The sequence below is a fragment of the Aeromicrobium sp. genome, assembly GCF_049586495.1.
Classification (GTDB): Bacteria; Actinomycetota; Actinomycetes; order Propionibacteriales; family Nocardioidaceae; genus Aeromicrobium.
Genome location: NZ_JBAVCB010000088.1, coordinates 1 through 18,083, shown reverse-complemented (window position 1 = coordinate 18,083; position 18,083 = coordinate 1). Strand labels below are relative to the sequence as shown.

23 protein-coding genes and 1 tRNA gene are annotated in these 18,083 nt (G+C 67.6%); 7 read left to right on the top strand and 17 right to left on the bottom strand.

All coding sequences use genetic code 11. The annotated features are described in order from the left end of the window. Positions 1-14: 14 nt before the first annotated feature. The 3 genes from WB508_RS04995 to WB508_RS04985 form a co-directional block, all read right to left on the bottom strand. Positions 15-1,352 carry a pilus assembly protein TadG-related protein gene (locus WB508_RS04995; protein ID WP_423843778.1) on the bottom strand — a complete coding sequence of 446 codons (1,338 nt, stop codon included), beginning with the start codon at positions 1,350-1,352 and terminating at the stop codon, positions 15-17. Further along, positions 1,340-1,711 carry a TadE/TadG family type IV pilus assembly protein gene (locus tag WB508_RS04990; RefSeq protein WP_423843777.1) on the bottom strand — a complete coding sequence of 124 codons (372 nt, stop codon included), beginning with the start codon at positions 1,709-1,711 and terminating at the stop codon, positions 1,340-1,342. The genes WB508_RS04995 and WB508_RS04990 overlap by 13 nt, the downstream gene beginning before the upstream one ends. 116 nt (positions 1,712-1,827) lie before the next feature. Then, on the bottom strand, positions 1,828-2,010 hold the full coding sequence (locus tag WB508_RS04985; protein WP_423843776.1) for a Flp family type IVb pilin: 183 nt from the start codon (positions 2,008-2,010) through the stop codon (positions 1,828-1,830). Between the two features lie 203 nt (positions 2,011-2,213). On the opposite strand from WB508_RS04985, the gene WB508_RS04980 reads away from it, so the two are divergent. Next, entirely contained in the window at positions 2,214-2,792 is a 579-nt protein-coding gene (locus tag WB508_RS04980) for an RNA polymerase sigma factor (protein ID WP_423843775.1), read from the top strand. Further along, positions 2,789-3,706 carry a DUF4349 domain-containing protein gene (locus WB508_RS04975; RefSeq protein ID WP_423843774.1) on the top strand — a complete coding sequence of 306 codons (918 nt, stop codon included), beginning with the start codon at positions 2,789-2,791 and terminating at the stop codon, positions 3,704-3,706. Before WB508_RS04980 ends, WB508_RS04975 begins: the two co-directional genes overlap by 4 nt. Here WB508_RS04975 and WB508_RS04970 read toward each other — a convergent pair. The 8 genes from WB508_RS04970 to WB508_RS04935 all read right to left on the bottom strand — a co-directional run bounded on the left by WB508_RS04970 (position 3,673) and on the right by WB508_RS04935 (position 9,587). Then, positions 3,673-4,284: a hypothetical protein gene (locus tag WB508_RS04970; protein WP_423843773.1), complete on the bottom strand. Its 612-nt coding sequence runs from the start codon at positions 4,282-4,284 to the stop codon at positions 3,673-3,675. The two genes, WB508_RS04975 and WB508_RS04970, sit on opposite strands and share 34 nt — an antisense overlap. Positions 4,285-4,336: 52 nt before the next feature. Continuing rightward, a tRNA-Ala gene (locus WB508_RS04965) sits at positions 4,337-4,409 on the bottom strand. A 24-nt stretch (positions 4,410-4,433) separates the two neighbouring features. Beyond that, positions 4,434-5,207: a hypothetical protein gene (locus tag WB508_RS04960; protein WP_423843772.1), complete on the bottom strand. Its 774-nt coding sequence runs from the start codon at positions 5,205-5,207 to the stop codon at positions 4,434-4,436. 81 nt (positions 5,208-5,288) lie between these two features. Continuing rightward, positions 5,289-5,882 carry a GNAT family N-acetyltransferase gene (locus tag WB508_RS04955; RefSeq protein ID WP_423843771.1) on the bottom strand — a complete coding sequence of 198 codons (594 nt, stop codon included), beginning with the start codon at positions 5,880-5,882 and terminating at the stop codon, positions 5,289-5,291. Next, positions 5,879-6,370, bottom strand: a complete 492-nt coding sequence (locus WB508_RS04950; RefSeq protein WP_423843770.1) for a MogA/MoaB family molybdenum cofactor biosynthesis protein — start codon at positions 6,368-6,370, stop codon at positions 5,879-5,881. The genes WB508_RS04955 and WB508_RS04950 overlap by 4 nt, the downstream gene beginning before the upstream one ends. Next, positions 6,367-6,840 (bottom strand): cyclic pyranopterin monophosphate synthase MoaC, encoded by a 474-nt coding sequence (gene moaC, locus WB508_RS04945; protein WP_423843769.1) that lies wholly within the window; start codon positions 6,838-6,840, stop codon positions 6,367-6,369. Before moaC ends, WB508_RS04950 begins: the two co-directional genes overlap by 4 nt. A gap of 13 nt (positions 6,841-6,853) precedes the next feature. Further along, positions 6,854-8,113 carry a gephyrin-like molybdotransferase Glp gene (glp, locus tag WB508_RS04940; RefSeq protein ID WP_423843768.1) on the bottom strand — a complete coding sequence of 420 codons (1,260 nt, stop codon included), beginning with the start codon at positions 8,111-8,113 and terminating at the stop codon, positions 6,854-6,856. A gap of 97 nt (positions 8,114-8,210) precedes the next feature. Further along, positions 8,211-9,587: a UTP--glucose-1-phosphate uridylyltransferase gene (locus WB508_RS04935; RefSeq protein ID WP_423843767.1), complete on the bottom strand. Its 1,377-nt coding sequence runs from the start codon at positions 9,585-9,587 to the stop codon at positions 8,211-8,213. A 16-nt stretch (positions 9,588-9,603) separates the two neighbouring features. Here WB508_RS04935 and WB508_RS04930 point away from each other — a divergent pair, with 16 nt between their 5' ends. Beyond that, complete coding sequence (locus tag WB508_RS04930) at positions 9,604-10,053, top strand: RidA family protein (RefSeq protein WP_423843766.1); 450 nt, start codon at positions 9,604-9,606, stop codon at positions 10,051-10,053. Here WB508_RS04930 and WB508_RS04925 read toward each other — a convergent pair. Next, entirely contained in the window at positions 10,050-10,295 is a 246-nt protein-coding gene (locus WB508_RS04925; RefSeq protein WP_423843765.1) for a DUF3253 domain-containing protein, read from the bottom strand. The two genes, WB508_RS04930 and WB508_RS04925, sit on opposite strands and share 4 nt — an antisense overlap. 39 nt (positions 10,296-10,334) lie before the next feature. On the opposite strand from WB508_RS04925, the gene WB508_RS04920 reads away from it, so the two are divergent. After that, positions 10,335-10,898, top strand: a complete 564-nt coding sequence (locus WB508_RS04920; protein ID WP_423843764.1) for a 5-formyltetrahydrofolate cyclo-ligase — start codon at positions 10,335-10,337, stop codon at positions 10,896-10,898. Position 10,899: 1 nt separating this feature from the next. On the opposite strand, the gene WB508_RS04915 is transcribed toward WB508_RS04920, so the two are convergent. From WB508_RS04915 to WB508_RS04905, 3 genes are all read right to left on the bottom strand, one after another. Continuing rightward, on the bottom strand, positions 10,900-12,111 hold the full coding sequence (locus tag WB508_RS04915; protein WP_423843763.1) for an NlpC/P60 family protein: 1,212 nt from the start codon (positions 12,109-12,111) through the stop codon (positions 10,900-10,902). A gap of 114 nt (positions 12,112-12,225) precedes the next feature. Continuing rightward, positions 12,226-13,260, bottom strand: coding sequence for a hemolysin family protein (locus WB508_RS04910; RefSeq protein WP_423843762.1), 1,035 nt, complete (start codon positions 13,258-13,260; stop codon positions 12,226-12,228). After that, the gene (locus WB508_RS04905) at positions 13,253-14,608 is read right to left on the bottom strand and encodes a hemolysin family protein (RefSeq protein WP_423843761.1); all 1,356 of its coding nucleotides are present in this window, start codon (positions 14,606-14,608) and stop codon (positions 13,253-13,255) included. Before WB508_RS04905 ends, WB508_RS04910 begins: the two co-directional genes overlap by 8 nt. A gap of 101 nt (positions 14,609-14,709) precedes the next feature. Here WB508_RS04905 and WB508_RS04900 point away from each other — a divergent pair, with 101 nt between their 5' ends. The 3 genes from WB508_RS04900 to mscL all read left to right on the top strand — a co-directional run bounded on the left by WB508_RS04900 (position 14,710) and on the right by mscL (position 16,099). Beyond that, the gene (locus tag WB508_RS04900; protein WP_423843760.1) at positions 14,710-14,994 is read left to right on the top strand and encodes an FmdB family zinc ribbon protein; all 285 of its coding nucleotides are present in this window, start codon (positions 14,710-14,712) and stop codon (positions 14,992-14,994) included. Positions 14,995-15,044: 50 nt separating this feature from the next. Further along, positions 15,045-15,638, top strand: a complete 594-nt coding sequence (locus WB508_RS04895; RefSeq protein WP_423843759.1) for an SAF domain-containing protein — start codon at positions 15,045-15,047, stop codon at positions 15,636-15,638. 68 nt (positions 15,639-15,706) lie between these two features. Further along, positions 15,707-16,099 carry a large conductance mechanosensitive channel protein MscL gene (mscL, locus tag WB508_RS04890; RefSeq protein ID WP_423843758.1) on the top strand — a complete coding sequence of 131 codons (393 nt, stop codon included), beginning with the start codon at positions 15,707-15,709 and terminating at the stop codon, positions 16,097-16,099. 160 nt (positions 16,100-16,259) lie between these two features. Here mscL and WB508_RS04885 read toward each other — a convergent pair whose 3' ends face one another. Both WB508_RS04885 and WB508_RS04880 read right to left on the bottom strand, forming a co-directional pair. Further along, positions 16,260-17,165: an NAD-dependent epimerase/dehydratase family protein gene (locus WB508_RS04885; protein ID WP_423843757.1), complete on the bottom strand. Its 906-nt coding sequence runs from the start codon at positions 17,163-17,165 to the stop codon at positions 16,260-16,262. 5 nt (positions 17,166-17,170) lie between these two features. Then, a partial coding sequence (locus WB508_RS04880) for a pyridoxal-phosphate dependent enzyme (RefSeq protein ID WP_423843756.1) occupies positions 17,171-18,083 on the bottom strand: 913 nt, incomplete at its 5' end.

The window sequence follows — 18,083 nt, the reverse complement described above, 5'->3', positions numbered from 1 at the left end:
TGGGTGGATGACGCTCAGTCGACCAGCGACGCGTAGCTGGCACCGAAGTCGTCAGCGCCCGTCTCATAGCGGAACCTGGGGTCCTTGGTGAAGGACTTGGTGAAGTAGCCCTGCAGCCCGTTGCACGAGATCGTCGACGTCAGATTGGTCGGCATCGCCAGCAGCAGAACGCTGTTGACCGTGCGCTCCAGCGCGGAGAGCAGATTGCTCACCAGGCTGCGAAGATTGAGCTTGAGCGGGATGGCGGAGCAGCCAACGCTGCCGTCCACGTTCGACGGGTTGCCTGGGTACTTCCACCCCGTGACGCGAAACGGGGCGAAGCCCACGACCTCCACACCGATCTTCGGCGGAATTTTGACGCAGGTCTTGGCGCTGGGCAGGAGACCTGCGCAGGCGCCGACCATGAGATCCAGCCGGTCTTGCAGGGCCGACTTCGGTTGGAAGACGGGCAGCAAGATCGTCTTGTCCTTGTCGACGAGCTTGCCGTGCCCGAAGTGGCTGGGACAGCCCTGCGGCATGAAGCCATTGTTCTCCAGGCCGCCGATGAAGGTCTCCACGTCGTTGTCGACGTCGAGCTCACACTTGGCGGCGTCCCAGTTGAACAACCCCTTGACGACCGAGGAGACGACGGTCTCGCCGGTGAGCCAGGTAGCCCCGGTCAAGGTCAGGATCTGATTGTTCGAACCGTCCAGGCAGTTCTCCACCGCGGGGTCCGCACCGGTCACGGCCCTGAGCTGATCGGTCAACCCCGTGATCTCGACGGTGTTCTGCACCTCCGACGTGACGGGCGAGAGCAGGTTCTCCAGCCCTTGCATGACATCGGTGCGCAAGGTGGTCTTGCGGGTTGCCTCGGTCGGCGTGCCGGCCAGATTGCTCCAGTTCTTCCACGTGCAGTAGTGCACGCCGAGGGGCAGGACGTTGTAGGCCGCCGTGGGCCCCATGACGCCGACCTTGGCCGTGGCGGTGGCCAGCACGTCCTTGGTGGCCACGCCGATCAACGCGAGAAGATTCGTGTCGACCGTCTTGCCCACGTTGACCGTGACGGTCTTGGCGGCGCTGTCGCGGACCGCTGTGACGGTCCCCGACTCGATCGAGTCTCCGGCGATCGCAGTCGCGCTGGCCTGGAGCGACGAGCACGCCGAGCCGGTCGGGTACCGCGCACACTGGTACGCCAGCTGGCGGGCGGCCGCGTCGGCCGCGTGCTGTGCTCGGGTCTTCTGATAGGCCACATGGCCCACGTCCACGCTCAGGCCGAGCGACCCGATGATCAGCGCGAGCGACAGTCCCACGAACATCGCGGCGACGCCCCGCTCATCGCGCGTGGGACGGCATGACTGACTCAGTTTTCGCATCGTGCCACCCCCCGTCCGGTGAGCTGGTAGTCGGGAAAGAGTCCCGTCGGAGAGCTCTTGGTCGCCGCCACCGTCACGCTCACCTGCGTGGCGCCAGCGGCAGCGCACTTGGTGGTCGGGGCCGACGTGACGGCATAGGTCGTGGTGTCGGACCCCTTGAGTGCGTCGACCACGGTCGTCGCACTGGTGCTGGGATCGATCGACAGGTCCCGCGCCGCGATGAAGGCCCAGTGGTTGACCTCGGTCTGCTGGGCGTACCGCGTGCCCCCCTCGATAATGCCAAGAAGAAACGCCATCAGCAGAGGAAGCACCAGGGCGAACTCGACGGCCACGGCACCACGTTCGCGTGAGGCGTTCATGGGCTTCTTTCGGCTGATCTCGGTTCATGGCCTGACGCGAACAAGGGCGGGCTACACCGAGCCCACCCCTGTTCGCGAGGTCCTGGATGCTGGCAGTCGAGCTGCCGGCAACTGCCTCAGGAGAAGCTGAGTCCGTTGACGAAGAGGGTCAGCTTCGGGCCAAAGGCCGCGAGCGCGCCAACGATGACGAGCGACGCGAGGCCGATCACGAGCGCGTACTCCACAGCAGTGGCGCCCTTCTCGTCATTCTTGTCAGCCAAGATGGTGGCCAGGACGTAAGCGATGGCACGGTTGAACATAATTGCTCCCTCAGTTGTTGAATCTCGCCACCGATCGGTGACGCTCCCAAGGAAGAACCTAGGGCTAAAAGTCCAAAAAGTTACGCACTTTCCGAACCATCTTTTGTGGTTCTCTTGGGCTATTGCCATGGCGGACACGATGAGCGGTGAGACGATCGCGGTTCTGACGACATGTTCAGGGTGAGACGCTCAACAGGTCCACCATGAAGGAGAAATCCGTGCCGCTCGACGACATCCCCGACGAGGTGCTGCTCCAGCGCAGCGGCTCAGGCGATCGGGTTGCGTTCGAGCAGATCTACGACCGACACGTGCGCGCGGTGTACTGGCAGGCCCACCGAGTGGTGCGTGATGCTGCGCTGGCTGAGGAGGTCAGTCAGGACGCGTTCGTCACGTTGTGGGAGAAGTCGCGATCGGTGCGGATCGTGGACGAGTCAATTCTGCCGTGGTTGATGGTCACGGCCCGGTTCATCGCCCTCAACACCCATCGCCGGCACCGTCGCGAAGCCGACCGCTCCTCGCAGATCGATCAGGACGTGGAGGATCCGACGTCCGACGTGGAGCGGGTCGCCGTCGCATCCGAGGTGCAAGACCGGATCGATGACGCCGTGAGCCGACTGTCTGTTCTGGACCAGCGGCTCTACGGACTCTGCATCGAGGGAGACCACCCCTACGAGGCAGCAGCCCGCGAGCTCGGCGTGAGCCACGGCAGCGTTCGCAATCGATTGTCCCGGGTCCGCGCACAGCTGCGCTCTGACCTGCGGGCCGTGAGGGAGACATCATGAGCACACCCACCTTGCTAGATGACCGAGTCGACGCCATGCGCGCCGCGGTCATGGGCGCAGTCGACACCAACGTCCGTGCCCGAGGGCGTCGCGTCCGACGCGCAGGGGCCAGCATCGTGGCGGCAGCCACCGTCATCGTGATCGCTGGCGTCGGCGCCTCCCTCCTGCAGGGCAGCAGCGTCGTGACGTCAGCATCGGACGGCGGGGCCGCGACCACCGAGGCCGTCGACACCGACGTTCGCCAGATCGTCCGCACCGGATCGGCCACCGTCGTGGTCAACAACCCGCGTCGCGAGGTCAGCCGCGTCGTCGGTCGCATCGAATCACTCGGCGGACGCGTCGACTCCCGCAACGAGTCCGGCAGCGGCAAGACAGCATCGGCCTACCTCACGGTTCGTGTGCCGAGCGCCCGACTCAGCCAAGCCGTGGACCAGCTGTCCCAGAGCGGCGATGTCGTCTCGGTCTCGTTGCAGAACGACGACGTGACCAGCACGGTGGTTGACCTCGATGCCCGCATCCGCGCGCTCAAGATCTCCATCGATCGGCTGGAGAAGATCCTCTCGCAGGCGGACCAGAGCGCCGACGTCGTGGCGGCCGAGAACGCACTGACCCAACGCCAGTCAGAGCTGGAGGCGATGACCAGCCAGCGGGACGCCATCGGTGAGGACGTCGACCTGGCCCGGCTCGACATCGAGCTGGTGCAGGACGAGCAGATCGACGATGTCGATCCTGACGGCTTCTTCGGCGGCCTCACCCGTGGCTGGAACTCCTTGATCGCCGCGCTCAACGGCGCGGTCGAGGTTGCTGGCACCATGCTGCCGTGGGCGGCGGTCGCTCTGCTGGGCTATGCCGCCGTGACCGGTGGGCGCAGGATCGCGCGTCAGCGACGGACGGCCCGGTCGACCCGATCGTGATAGCGGTGACCGAGGGTGCCGCCGAGAACGGCCGACATCAAGGTGACCAGCACCACCGCGACGCCCGCAATCACGGCACTCCAGCCGAGCTGCTCAGTCGACAACGGGATGCGCGGCAGGTCGACGCGATCCAGCACGTTGTACTGATCGCCGAAGATCGCGCCGAGCGCGATGGCGATGACCGTCACGAGCAGACCGAGCACCCACACCCCGACACCTTGGCGAGCCCCGTCGAATCGTGACATGCGACCGGCGACGTATCCGCCGGCGTAGTAGGCCAGCGCAAGAATCACCAGAAGAACGATGGCGGTGGACAGGCCGATCGTGCCGGCTTCACGCGCTGCATCCGATTGGGTGATCTCGACCGAGGAACCCACTGCTGTCAGGACCGCGCCGACGATGCCGGCCAGGAGGATGGCGACGCCGATGGCGACGATCCAGCCGAAGAAGGCTGCGCCCACGTTGAGGCCGCCGAATTTCTCGCGGGCCACCGTGTCTCCGACGACGGCCTCGCCGCGGTGGTCGGGCCGATCGGGGTCACGCGGGCTGTCGTCAGGGGTGTCCTCGTGTGTGGTCATGCGTGACACGTACCCGATTGAAGGCGAATCCAATCACTGGACGACCTACGAGTGGAGCATAGGAGATTCGAACTCCTGACCTCTTCGATGCGAACGAAGCGCGCTACCAACTGCGCCAATGCCCCTCGGCCGGAACTTTATCAGGCAGGTCAGCCGTTGACGGCGCGGCGTTCTTCGGCGGACACAGCCGCTTGGTCGCGCTGCGGGAGCGTCTGGTTCTCGCCCTCGATGTGGCCCGAGGTCCAGGCACCGGGCTTGGTGAAGTCGATGGTTCGGACGGTACGACCAGCGCGTGGTTTGGTCACGTAGGTGGGCACGGTGACCGGCAGCGGGTCCCACAGGGCGACACCGGCGGTGGAGACGCTCGGGACCGCGATGACGATCTGATCGTCGAGGGCGTCCACCGCCAGGGAGGTCTCCTCCATCACGTGCGGGCGGGCGGGATCGACCTCTTCGTACTGGCCGGACACGATGACCGTGTCTTCTTCGTCGGCTGCCGTGCCAGAGAATGCTTCCGTGGAGCGGTCGCGTGGCCTGGACAGTCCGCGCTCGCCGCGCACCTGCACACGGCAGGCGACCAGCCACGCCAGGATCAGCACGACAGGCACCATGACGCCAAGCCACGGCACGACGGAGGCCATGGCGAGGACGGCGGTGAGGACGAACAGGGCGATGAGCGTGAGCAGCGTGCGGCGCCTGCGTCGGGCCGCCAGACGGGCCGCGGGACGGTCGATCGTCAAGGGTGAGGACGGGTGCACGGACGCTGCCGAAGCGGCCGGCGCGATGACGCGACCTGTGGTGCCTGCGTCGTCCACCGAGGCATTCTTGCCGGCCTCGTCGTAGCGGCGCAGGACGAGCGGGACGAAGTACGCCGCCCATACCGCAACGACGAATGCGATGATCAATCCGCTGCTCGCTCCCACGTGCCAAACGGTAGATCCTGACCGACCAGTTCTCCGGGAGCATCGTGCGTGTGTCGCTGTCCAATGTGTGACGGATGTGACTCAAGTGGTTCTTGTCGCGCGGCTGAGGACGCCACGTGGCGCGTCTTCGGCCAGCAGCTGGAACACGCGGTGGTCACGCCAGCTGCCGGCGATGTGCAGATATCCCGGCGCCAGCCCGATCTCGGCGAAGCCCAGCTTCGCGACGATCCGCAGGCTTGCCGCATTCTCCGGCCGAATCGCGATCTCGACCCGATGCAGGCCGACCGTGGTGAACAGGTGGTCGCACACCAGCGCCACGCCGATCGGCGTGATGCCGCGACCTGCGTGGCTCTGTGCGACCCAGTAGCCGATGGTTCCCATCCGGGCCGATCCCCACGTGATGTTGCTGACCGTCACCATGCCGACCATCTCGCCCTCCCACGTGATCACGAACGGCATGGACAGACCCTGACGCGCCCGACGTCGCATGAGGACAGTCATCGCGACGAACGAGGTCGCCGGCGGACCTGCCTCGGCCGGCAGGCTGGCATCCCACGGTCCGAGCCACTGAGCATTCGCGCGCCGCAAACGTGACCAGGTCGACGCGTCACGGCGGCGCAGCGGCCGCAGCCCGACCGAGCCGTGCTGAAGCTCGACTGGCCAGCCGGGGCTCACAACGCAGGCCCGGGGTGGTCGCCACCCGCCAGCTGGTCGACGGCATGGGGGACGAGATGGGCCAGCACGGCGATGCCGTCGCGCACTCCCCCGCTGGATCCCGGCAGGGTGACGACCAGAGTGCGGCCAGCCACTCCAGCCACCCCGCGCGACAACGCAGCCGTCGGCACGCCCTGGGCGATGCCGTGGGCGCGGATGGCTTCGGACACGCCCGGCAAGGTGCGGTCGAGCAGCGGGGCAACTTCGTCAGGCGTGCGGTCGGTGGGATTGATGCCGGTGCCGCCCGTGGTGAGCACGACGGCAACCTCGGACCTGATCGCGTCGGACACCGCGTGACCAACCGGCGCACCGTCCGGGACGACCACCGGTTCTGGGGTGTCGAAGCCCCACTCACGCAGGGCGGCGACCAGCAACGGTCCCGTGGTGTCCTCATAGACTCCTGCGGCCGCGCGGTTGGACGCGACCACGACAGCAGCCGTGTAGGTCATGCGCGTGTCCAGTCGCCGCTCTTGCCGCCTGACTTGGCCACGACCTCGACGTCAGTGATGCGGGCGGCCTTGTCGACCGCCTTGACCATGTCGATGACGGTGAGTGCCGCGACCGTGACGGCGGTCAACGCCTCCATCTCAACACCCGTGCGGTCCGCCGTGCGGACCGTGGCGGTGATCTCGACGGCCTCGTCCTCGACCGTCAGATCGACCTCGACTCCGCTGATCGCGAGGGGGTGACACAGGGGCACCAGATCAGGCGTGCGCTTGGCGGCCATGATGCCGGCGATGCGCGCTGTCGCGATGGCATCGCCCTTGGGCACACCGTCACCACGCAGCAGCTCGATGACGTGGGTGCTGACCTCGACGCGTCCACGGGCTGTGGCGGTGCGAGCCGTGACGGCCTTGTCCGTGACGTCGACCATCCGCGCAGCACCCGCTTCGTCAAGATGGGTGAATTTGTCGGTCATGGCAACCCCAGCATCAAAACGGCCGGTCGAGCACGAGCGTGCGCACGGTGTCGCCCATGTTGAGCGCCGTCTGGTCCTCACCCACGATGATCAGGGCGTTGGCCTGGGCCAGTGCTCCCACCAGGTGGGAGCCCGTGCCCTCGAGCGGGGTGACCTTGGCGCCGCGGTGGGTGACCTCGAAGACGCCCCGCAGGTACTGTCGGACGCCGGGGCGGGACTCGACGTCCTGCGCCAGCACCGCGTGCACCATGGGGCGGCGATACGGCGTGCGGCCCATCATGCGGCGGATGGCGGGCAGCACGAAGACCTCGAATGAGACATAGGCCGACACCGAGTTGCCTGGCAGGGTGATGATCGGCGTCTGCTCGTCGAAGACCTTGCCGAACCCTTGCGGCTTGCCGGGCTGCATCGCGACCTCGACGAAGTCAACCGTGCCGAGCGCCGACAGGGTCTCCTTGACGACGTCGTGATCGCCCTTGCTGATGCCGCCGCTGGTGACGACCAGATCTGCGCGCACCAGCTGGTCGGAAAGCACCCGACGAAAAGTCTTGGGATTGTCGTCGACCGCACCGACGCGGTAACAGATTGCTCCCGCGCTGCGGATCGCTGCCGCGAGCATGTAGCTGTTGCCGTCGAAGATCGAGTCGTAATCCAGGTGGGTGCCCGGTTCACGCAGCTCCGACCCGGTGGAGAGCACCACCACGCGAGGGCGCGGTCGGGCCCGGACGCGCGGGGCGCCCAAGGAGGCGAGCAGCCCGATCTCGCGAGGCCCCAGCACAGTGCCACCGGCCAGGACCTCGTCGCCGGTCTTGACGTCGGTGCCCTGACGTCTGATGCACGCGCCGACGTCGGCCGGCTCGGTGATGCTGACCCGGTTGTTGCCGCGATCGGTCGCCTCGTACGGCACGACCGCGTCGGCGCCACGCGGGATCGGTGCCCCGGTCATGATCTTGACGGCCGTGCCCCCGCTGATCGCGAACGGCTTGGCCGAGCCGGCGGCAATCTCGCCCACGACCGGCAGCACGACCGGCGAGTCCTTGGTCGCGCCGGCGACATCGTCCGCACGGACGGCGTACCCGTCCATCGAGGCATTGTCGAAGCGCGGCAGATCGATCTCACTCACGAAGCCTTCGTGCAGCGGAAGTCCCAACGACTCGACCAGCGGCTGGTCGTAGGCCGTGAGAGGGCCGACGCCGCGCAGAATGTTCTCGAGATGATCTTCAACGGTCAGACGGCCCTCGGCGATGCTGGCCGGGCGCGGCCGCTGTTGCAATTTCGAAGACTCAAGTTCCGGCTCGGGTGTGGGTTCCGGGTCCGCGGGGGGCGAGCCCTCGGGGGGTGTCGCGTCATCCGTTCCCATGCCGGCCAGCCTAGCCGTCACCCAGTCGGGCGCCCGGCGCGACGCTCTGCGGCGTCCCACCGTCCTCGAGCGTCACGTCGCCGCGCACAGCGACATCGCGCCCGAACCGCCAGTCGCCACGCACCGTGAGCGCGGTCGCGTCGACCAACGACGGCGGCGTCGGGATGCGGGCATCGAAGTCGGCGATGGTCGTGAAGAAGCGCCGGTCGAGGTCGATCAGTGGCGGCGCGGCGATCTGCGCTCGCACCCGGTGGTCGTCACCGACGCCGTAGACGTCTGACCGCAGCAGCAGCAGATCGTTGGTCGTCTTGACCGGAAGGAACCGCGAGCGGTCGACCTCGATGGCGGTGGCGCCGTCGAAGACCTCGACCGCCGCCCCCATGGCCGACTCGATCTGCACCACCTTCGTCGACGACGGATCGGACGGATCCACGGTCTTGGCGTTGCGAATCAGAGGCAGACCGAGAACGCCATGGCGCTCGCGCAGCAGATCATTCAGGGCGTGCAGATCGAACCAGAGGTTGTTGGTGTGGAAGTAGCGGTGACGCAGCAGGTCGCTGGCCGCGGCCGCGTCTTCCGGTGCGGTCTGCGCCGTTTCCCGCAACACCAGCCGGCCGTCGCTGTTTCGCACCACCAGGTGGCCGCCCTTGACGTCGGCGGGAGTGCGGCGGCACACCTCGGCGGCATAGGGTGCGCCAGTGGCGGCGAACCAGCCCATCATCTGGGGGTCGGGTGCGGCTCCCAGATTGTCGGCGTTGGACACCGTGGCGTACCGGTAGCCCTGTTCGATCAGGGTCGCCAGCACGCCCGAAACCTCAAGTGCGGTGTAGAGGTCGCCGTGGCCCGGCGGGCACCACTCGAGGGTGGGATCGGCCGGCCACTCGACCGGCGCGAGGTCATCAGCGCTGAGCTTGGGTTCCTGGTTCTGCAGGAAGTCCAGCGGCAATCCCTCCACCGCGAGTCCGTCGTGCTTCGCCAGGGATGCCAGCGAGTCCTCACGCGTGCGGAAGCTGTTCATGAAGATGACCGGCACCCGCACACCCCACTCGGCGCGGACGTGCATGACTTGTCCCGCAATGACATCCAAGAAGTTGTGGCCCGTGCGGACGGGCAGGAGGGTCTTGGCACGGTCAAGACCCATCGAGGTGCCCAGGCCCCCGTTCAGCTTGATGACGGCAGTGACGTCGGCGGCCGCGCGACAGTCCGCCTCCGAGACCTGCAACGCGCTGGCGTGCTCGATGTCCTCCAGCGGCGAGACCTCCTCTTCGCGGATGAGTCCCGTAGCTCCCTCGCCCAGCTGACGGTAGAACGCCGTGAACACGTCGATCGCTCGCTCGGCCACACCTGCGGACCGCATTCGCTCCTGCGCCATCTCCAGACCCGACATCCCGGTTATCTTAAGGGTGCCAGGCCGACTCGGCCTGCTGCTCCGCCGTGAGGAGATCCCGTTGATCAAGCACCACCCATGTCCGGCCGGGATGCCGTCGTCCACGGGCTACAGCCAGGTCACGGTCGCCTCGGGCGTGCTCGCCCACATCTCCGGGCAAATGCCCGTGCGCCCTGACGGTACGCCCGTCCTTGGATCCGCAGCTGCACAGGGTGAGCAGGTCTTCCAAAATCTGAGCGCTGCCCTGGAGGCTGTCGGCGCGTCGTGGAGTCAGGTCGTGAAGATGAACTTCTACCTGCGCGACATGGCTGATCTCGAGCACGTGAGGGCGGTGCGGGATCGGTACGTGGACCCTCAGCACCTACCCGCAAGCTCGCTCGTGCAGGTCGCGGGCCTTGTCCACCCCGACTTCCGGCTCGAGGTGGATGCCACTGTGGCCCTCGATGCCGATGCTGCTGACGGCTAAATTCGACGTATTCGAATGGGGCCCGTGGCGGTGGCGAGATCGACGACATCTCCCTGCTGGGTGATCTCGACCTCGCCACGGTCGACCAGACGGCGGGCAGCACGACGCACCGGCTCCATCAGTGGCCGCCAGTCTTCCGGCGCCGCTTCGCGGGCGACGTCCGAGGGGCAGATCGTCGAGGTGCGCGCGCGGGCGTCGAGCATCGCGAGAATGCGTCGCTCCAGATCCTCGTCGGCACCCATGGACCCAGCGTAGGAGACTTCGCGCCCTAGGGTCGGGTCATGACCTCCAAGTCAGACCTGCGCGCTGAGCTGCTGATGCGGCGCCGGGCGATGAGCGACGCCGACCGTCGCGCAGCTTCCCTCGCCATCGCGCAGCATGCCGCGGCCACCCCGGCGTTCGGGCGTGCGCGCCGGGTCGCCGTCTACCTCTCGATGTCGTCCGAACCGGGAACCGGCCCGCTGATCGAGGAGCTGTTCACGCGGGGCATCGAGGTCGTCGCACCCATCTCGCTGCCCGACCACACCCTGGACTGGTCCCTCGTTGAGCCGGGAGCTCCAACCACCACCGCCCCGATCGGCATGGATGAGCCCATCGGGCCTCGACTCGGACCGGGGACACCGTCGACCTGCGACCTGATCGTGCTGCCCGCCCTGGCGGTCGCTCACGATGGTCACCGCCTCGGGCGCGGGGCCGGCTTCTACGACCGGGCTCTTGCCGGCGTCGACGTCCCGCGGTGCGCGCTGGTGTTCGCCCATGAAGTTCTGCCCGACGTGCCCCACGAGGACCACGACCTGCCGATGCAGATGGCGCTGACCCCCCAAGGGCTCTTCCGCGTGCTGTGACTCAGCCCGGACGAGACGCGAGATCCGGCTTGATCCAGTAGGTCACTGGCACGATCTCCACCGTGCGACCCGGGCGCGGTGCGTGAATCATGCGACCACCGCCGAGGTACATCGCCACGTGGTAGATCGACCGGGCAGATCCATCGCTCCAGAACAGCAGGTCGCCACGCTTGATCTTGCTGACGGGCACCTTCGTGAACCCGGTGTACTGCGACCCCGCGTAGTGCGACATCCCCACCCCGGCAGACTGCCACGCGCGCATCGTGAGCCCCGAGCAGTCCCACGACGAGGGGCCAGCCCCACCCCAGCGGTACTTCTCGCCCAGTTGGGCTCTCGCGAAGGCGATCGCCCGCTCCACCGAGTTGCCGGACGCTGGCGGCGGGTCGGCCGGCTCCGGCTGGGGGGCCGGCTCCGGCTGGGCTGCTGGCTTCGGAGCAGGCCTCGGCGCCGGAGCCGGTGTCGATGTCGTGGGTTCCGGTGGGGGCGCGGACGACGGCGCGGTACTGGGACCAGCCTCATCGACCCGCGCATCGAGCTGGTCCTGCGCCTGCGTCACCTCGGCGACGGGTCGGTCCTGGGCCACCGCCAGCTGGCGCAGCAGCGATTCCCGTTCGGCCTCTGCCGACGTCTTCATCTGTTCGGCCCGAGCGATTGATTCATCGATGGTGCGTTGGGCCGACAGCTGTTCTGCTCGGGCCCTCGCCTGGTCGGCCACAGCGGCCTCGACCGAACGGGTCACGGCGTCGAGTGCCACCTGGCGTCCGCCGAGCGCATCCAGCTCTGCCGTCATGGCCTCATCCAGGGCTGACCGAGCTGACGCCTGTTGCAGCATGTCGGTGGGCTGCTGTCCATCGAGGATCGACACCAGTGCTCTCCCGGCCACGTGGGTCTGGAGCCGTTCGACCGTCATCGTCCCGACATCGTCGCGGTAATCGTCGACGGACGCCTGAGCCTGTTTCTGAGCGGTTTGTCGTCGCGCAAGGTCGACTCTCGCCTGCTGGAGTCGGTAGGTCGCTCCGTTGAGCTGCTCGGCGGCGGCGGCCGACCGGGCGTACAACGCATTGAGATCGTGCCGCATCTGCACCAGTCGCACCTGGATCTGGCCCGCTGACGGGTTGTCCGCCTGCGCGCCACTCACCGTGACCATCGTGGAAAGCAGCAGCGCTGCGACGGTCGCCGCCAGGGCGCGAAGGGTGCAGATGGCCGCTGGCATCCCTCCAACTTAGGTCACATGCGCCCCATTGAAAACACCCGACCGTCAATGAACAGAAGTCACATGCGTGTCATTCCGACCATGGCGCGCATCGTGCCGCATACTGCGCATCGCTCAGCGGCGAGGAACCTCGCGGATCTCACCGACCAGCTCCTCCAGCACGTCCTCGAGCATGATGACGCCGAGCACGTTGCCCCCGTCATCGGCCACGCGGGCCATGTGTGACCCGCGCACCTGCATGGTGCGCAGCGCGTCATACAGACCGGACCCGCTCTTGACCGTGGCCAGCGGACGCAGCCACTTGTCGGCGATGATCTCGCGCCGGGCATCGTCGGTCTCGAGCACATCCTTGATGTGCAGGTAACCGGCGAGGTCGCCCGAGGCATCGGCAACCGGGAAGCGGGAGAAGCCCGTCTCCGCGCACGCCACCTCGACGTCGACCGGTGTGGCCGAGGGAGCGATCGTGACCAGACCGTCGAGGGGTAGCAGCACCTGATCGATGGTTCCGCCGCCGAAGTCGAGCGCCCCGGACACCAACCCGTACTCCTCTTCGTCGAGCAGGCCCTCGCGGCGTGACTCCTCGACCAGTCCAGCCACCTCGTCGTGGGTGTAGGTGCTGGCGACCTCGTCCTTGGGCTCGACACCGCACAGACGCACGAACCAGTTGGCGATCCCGTTGAGGGCCAGCACGAACGGCTTGAGCACTGCCACGACGGCCAGCATGAACGGACCAAGCACCAGCGCGGCGCGATCGGGCCCGACCAAGGCCAGGTTCTTGGGGACCATCTCGCCGAGCACCACGTGGGCGAACACCACGATGCTCATGGCGATCACGAACGAGAGCGGATGTAGAAATCCGTCCGGGACGCCGACTGCCTCGAACCCAGGTTCCATCAGGTGGGCGATCGCTGGCTCTCCGACGGCACCGAGGCCCAAGGAGCAGATCGTGATACCCAGCTGGGCAGCGGCCATGACCTGGGTGACGTTCTCCATGGAACGCAGCGCCAGCTTCGCGGTGCGCGACCCTGCCGCAGCACTCGGTTCCAGCTGGGTGCGGCGTGCCGAGATCAGGGCGAATTCGGCTGCCACGAACAGCGCGTTGAAAGCCAGCAGCACGACCGTGAGAATGACTCCGTACCAGTCACCCATCTGTGCCACCCCCCACGGTCATCGAGACCCGCTCCACCCGACGGTTCTCCATCCGCTCGACGGTCAGGATCACCTCGATCGGCTCAGGCTCCTCGTCGTTGCTGCTGCTGCCCGTTGGCACCACCTGCAGCGCAACCACGTCGCCCCGCACCCCGATGCGGCCCAGGCGGGCGTGGAACAGGCCGCCTATGGTCTCGTAGTCCTCGTGCTCCGGCAGCGAGATGCCGGTTTGTTCCAGCACCTCGTCCGGTCGCAGCAGTCCCGACAGCGACCACGTGCCATCCCGGCGATGGCGACTGCGCTCGGAGATCCGGTCGTGCTCGTCGGCAATGTCGCCCACGATCTCCTCGACCAGGTCCTCCAAGGTGACGATGCCGTCATTGCCGCCGTACTCGTCGACCACGACGGCCATCTGCATGCCTTGGTCCCGCAGCAACGTGAGCAGCGGATCCAGCTCGATGCTGTCGGGGACTGTCGTGGCCGGATCAGCAATCTCCGACACCCGCACCGACCGACGGCGCGACTGGTCGACGCCCACAGCCTGCTTGACGTGCACGATGCCCACGACGTCATCGGGTGTGCGCCCGATGACTGGAAAGCGCGAGTGGCCCGTCTCGCGTGCGGCGTCGATCACGTCCGCGGCGGTGTCCCGCGCCTCCATGAAACGCACCCGGACGCGTGGCGTGCGCACGTCGGCGGCGGTCCGGCCACCGAAAGCGATGCTGCGGGCCACGAGATCGGCGGTCTGGTTGCTGATGGCGCCCTCAGAAGCCGAGCGCAGCACCAAGGAGCGCAGCTCGACCGGAGATCTCGCCGATCGCAGCTCCTCGGTGGGTTCGACACCCATGGCTCGCAGAATCGCGTTGGCCACGCCGTTGAGCGCGCGGATCGGCCACGCCATCGCACGGGTGAATCCGCGCTGCGGCAGCTGCGTGATCGCCGCAGTGCGCTGCGGCAGGGCCAGCGCGAAGTTCTTGGGGATCAGCTCGCCCACCAGCATCGTGACGATCGTGCTCAGCGCGATCGCGATGCCGTACGAGATGCCGCGCAGAGCGCCGCCCTCTAGACCAAGCCCCTCCAGCGGACCACGGAGCAGCGTTCCGAGTGCCGGCTCAGCGAGAAAACCGATGACCAGATTGGTGATGGTGATGCCGAGCTGGGCTCCGCTGAGCTGGGTGGACAGCGAGCGCAGCGCCAGCAGCGTGCCCACGGCGGCGCGATCACCTGCGGCGGCGTCGCGCTCGATCGTCGCACGATCGACCGTGACAAAGGAGAATTCGGCGGCCACGAACACACCACACGTGAGCATCAGGGCGAAGGCGACGGCCAGAAGGAGCCATTCGGTCATCGATCAGTACCTCGGGGGACCGGGCAGCAGGCAGGTTGGTCGGTCACAGTGGGGACAACTGTACCCTTGACGATCGAGCCCGTTTTCGATCAGGAGCCCTTGTGCCCACGTACCAGTACCAGTGCACCGACTGCGGTGAGGCGCTGGAGATCCATCAGAGCTTCAGCGACGACGCATTGACCCAGTGCCCGTCGTGTCGCGGCACCCTTCGCAAGGTGTTCAACGCCGTCGGTGTGGTCTTCAAGGGGTCCGGCTTCTACCGCAACGACAGCCGTCCGACGTCCTCGACGGACCACGCGAAGAAGCCTGCCAGCACGCCTGCAGCCAGCGCCCCAGCGGCCACCACCGCCGCGGCCACCACGTCGTCCTCGTCGTCCGACAGCTGACTTGTGGACGGGCGTCCACGTGACGCCTCGATGATTCCTACAGTCCGTGCATGGATCGGATCCGTGCCGCACTGTTCGACCACCGCCGTCCGCTGGCGGCAGCCTTCGCTGCTCTGGCGGTGATCGCGGGCCTGCAGTCGGTCCGGGCCGCCGACCCGGTGGTGCCCGTCGTCGTGGCAGCCCGCGACCTCGATTCCGGCCAGGTGCTCGCCACGGACGACGTCCGCGTCGTCTCGGTGCCACAGGTCGCCAAGCCGTCACATGCGCTCGGTCGGTCGCAGGCCCACGGGCGTCGCGTCGCTGGGCCGATCCGGGCCGGCGAGCCCATCACTGATCGTCAGGTGATCGAGCCCCGAGACCTGTCAGGCCATGGCGCTGATGCCGTCCTCACGATGGTGCGTCTGGACGATCCTGCCGCGTTGGCCGGCCTCCGCGTCGGCGATCAGGTCGAGCTGGTGGCCACGGCGACCGATGCCACCGAGGCACACATCGTGGCCAAGAACGCCGTCATCGCCCTGCTGCCCCAGGTCGATGACAGTGCCGGCCATGCGGCGGTGGTCGGAATCATCACGAGCCGGACCGAGGGTCTTGATCTAGCGGCGGCAGCGCTCGACGCGCGGCTGGCCGTCCTGGTCACGTCCTGATCCTGCCGCCGGCTCAGGGGTACCGTCGGCTGGTCCACCTATCACCGAGAACCAGATTGGGACCAACCATGCTCAAGGGATTCAAGGACTTCTTGATGCGCGGCAACGTCGTCGACCTCGCCGTCGGCATCGCGATCGGCGTCGCGTTCACCACGTTGGTCGGGGCATTCGGCGCCTCGATCATCAATCCGCTCGTCGCATCGATCGGCGGCGGCAACGACATGGGGTTTGGCTTCAGCATCACCGGCAGCGCGGCATCCTTCGTCAACATCGGTCTGCTGATCAACGCCATCATCGTGTTCGTCGTCACGATGGCCGTCATCTACGTGGCGATCGTGGTACCGGTGCAGAAGATGCAGTCACTGCGCAGTACCGCGCCGGGTGTCGACGAGCCGGAGGCCGTCCCCGAGGACACTGCCCTGCTGCGCGAGATCCGCGACGCACTGGCCCGTCGCCCCTAGCACCGTTCAACCGTGATGCGGCGGCACGTCGCGCAGGAGCTCATCCTCGCGCGATGTGTCGCCGTCTTCATTCCACCCCTCGGCTGTTTCGTCTCGCGACGTCCGCGGCTCCAGGTCGCCGATCAGCTCTGCTGCTCGGCGGAGGCGGCGCTCCCGCTCCTCAGGCGTGTCTGACGAGGCCATCGAGCCACTCCGGGGTGAGGGTCGGGTGCGTGGGCACCCAGCCTGCAAGATCGGTGAACCGCGCAGAACTGACGCGTTGTGACCGCACCAACAGCTCCAGCTTCTCCCCGCCGGCGCGCAGCACCCAGCTGGGCAGGAAGTAGGCTTCTCGTCGGCCGCCCGCCACGGCGATGGCGTGGGCGTACTCGCCGCGTCGAACCGGCTCGGCTCCCACGTTGTAGGCACCGCCGGGAGCCGTGAGCGCCGCGACGATCGCCGTGCCGACGTCGTCGGTGTGCACCACGTGCATCCATGAGTCGCGCGAGCCCAGCCCGATCGACCGGCCCCGCGACGCCCGCCGCAACAGCCATGCGGTGTTGCGATCCGCACCGGTCACCAGGCCGAAACGCAGGCTGACCGCGACGCCTCCAGCAGCTCCGAAGGCTTCGGCGTGTTCTTCGGCCACGATCAGCGGTTCGGTGGCCCGCGTGACGTCGATCGCCGACTTCTCGTCGATCCAGTTCTCTGCGGCATCGGCATAGATGAAGCTGAGGCTCTGCTGGATCATGCGGCCGACGCCAGCGTGCTGGGCGGCGGCGGCGACGGTGCGCGCGCCACTCAGCCGGATGCGGTCCACGGATTTCAGGGACCCTGGGCGGAGCGCGCCCCACCCCACCGGGATTCGCGTCGCCAGGTTGGCCACCGCATCGCAGCCCTCCATGCCGACGACGAGTGAAGCGTGGTCGTGCACGTTGCCGAAGACGGCACGGGCACCCAGGGCGTGCACCACGTCGGCCGACGCATGCGAACGGACCAGCGCCACGACGTCGTGACCGGCTTCGCGCAGGGCACTGATGGACGAGCGTCCCATGACACCGTTGCCGCCTGTGACGAAGACCTGCACGCTCGTCAGGCTATCCCGCGGGGCCCGTGCGTGGCGATGAACAGCACACGACCGGCCTGCGAGGGGTCCAGTGCGCGGATCGCCGCCAGCGCCTTGGACGTGTAGACCGGCTCGAGCGGAACGCTCAACCCGACCGCCCACGCCGCGGCGGCCTCGGCCTCGGGAGTCGTGGCTCCGTACGTCGCACCGAGCCACGACGGATCTGCTGTCAGATCCGCGGGCGTGATCTGCACGTCGACCGCCGCGCCCCGGTCGCGCAGCAGCGCTGCGGTCTGCTCGGCGAGACGCGCGATCGTCATGGCGTCGAGGCGAAAGGCGTCGTTGACGACGACGCCGAGCACGCGCGCGTCGAGGCCAGCCAGGCGCAGGCCGAGGGCCAGACCAGCTGCTGTGCCGCCAGACCCGACCGCTGTGACGACCGTGTCGGGCGCGGGCAGCACGCCAGCGTCCACCTGGGCTGCGATCTCGAGGCCGACCTCGACGTACCCGAGCGTGCCGATTGGCGACGATCCCCCGGCGGGCAGGTAGTACGGCATCGTTCCGCGAGAGCGCAGGAGGCAGCGCGTGATGATCGCCGGCGCAGCCAGCTTGAGTCCAGTCACGGTGCGGTGCCGGTGCAGGTGCGCCCCGGAGTTGTGCAGTCGGTCCAGCTGGTCGCGGACGTGGTCGTCGACCGGCTGATCCACCAACCCGAGCACCGTGCGCAGACCGTGTTCGCGCCCATACAGAGCCGCCGCGAGTCCCCAATGCGTGCCGATACCACCCACCGTGAACAGGGTGTCGGCACCTCGGCGATGAGCCTCGGAAATGATCCACTCGAGCTTGCGCACCTTGTTGCCACCCCACGCGCCGTCACCGAACACACCCTCGTCCTTGACCCACAGGTCGAGGTCGAGGTCGGGGAGGTCAGCATGGTGC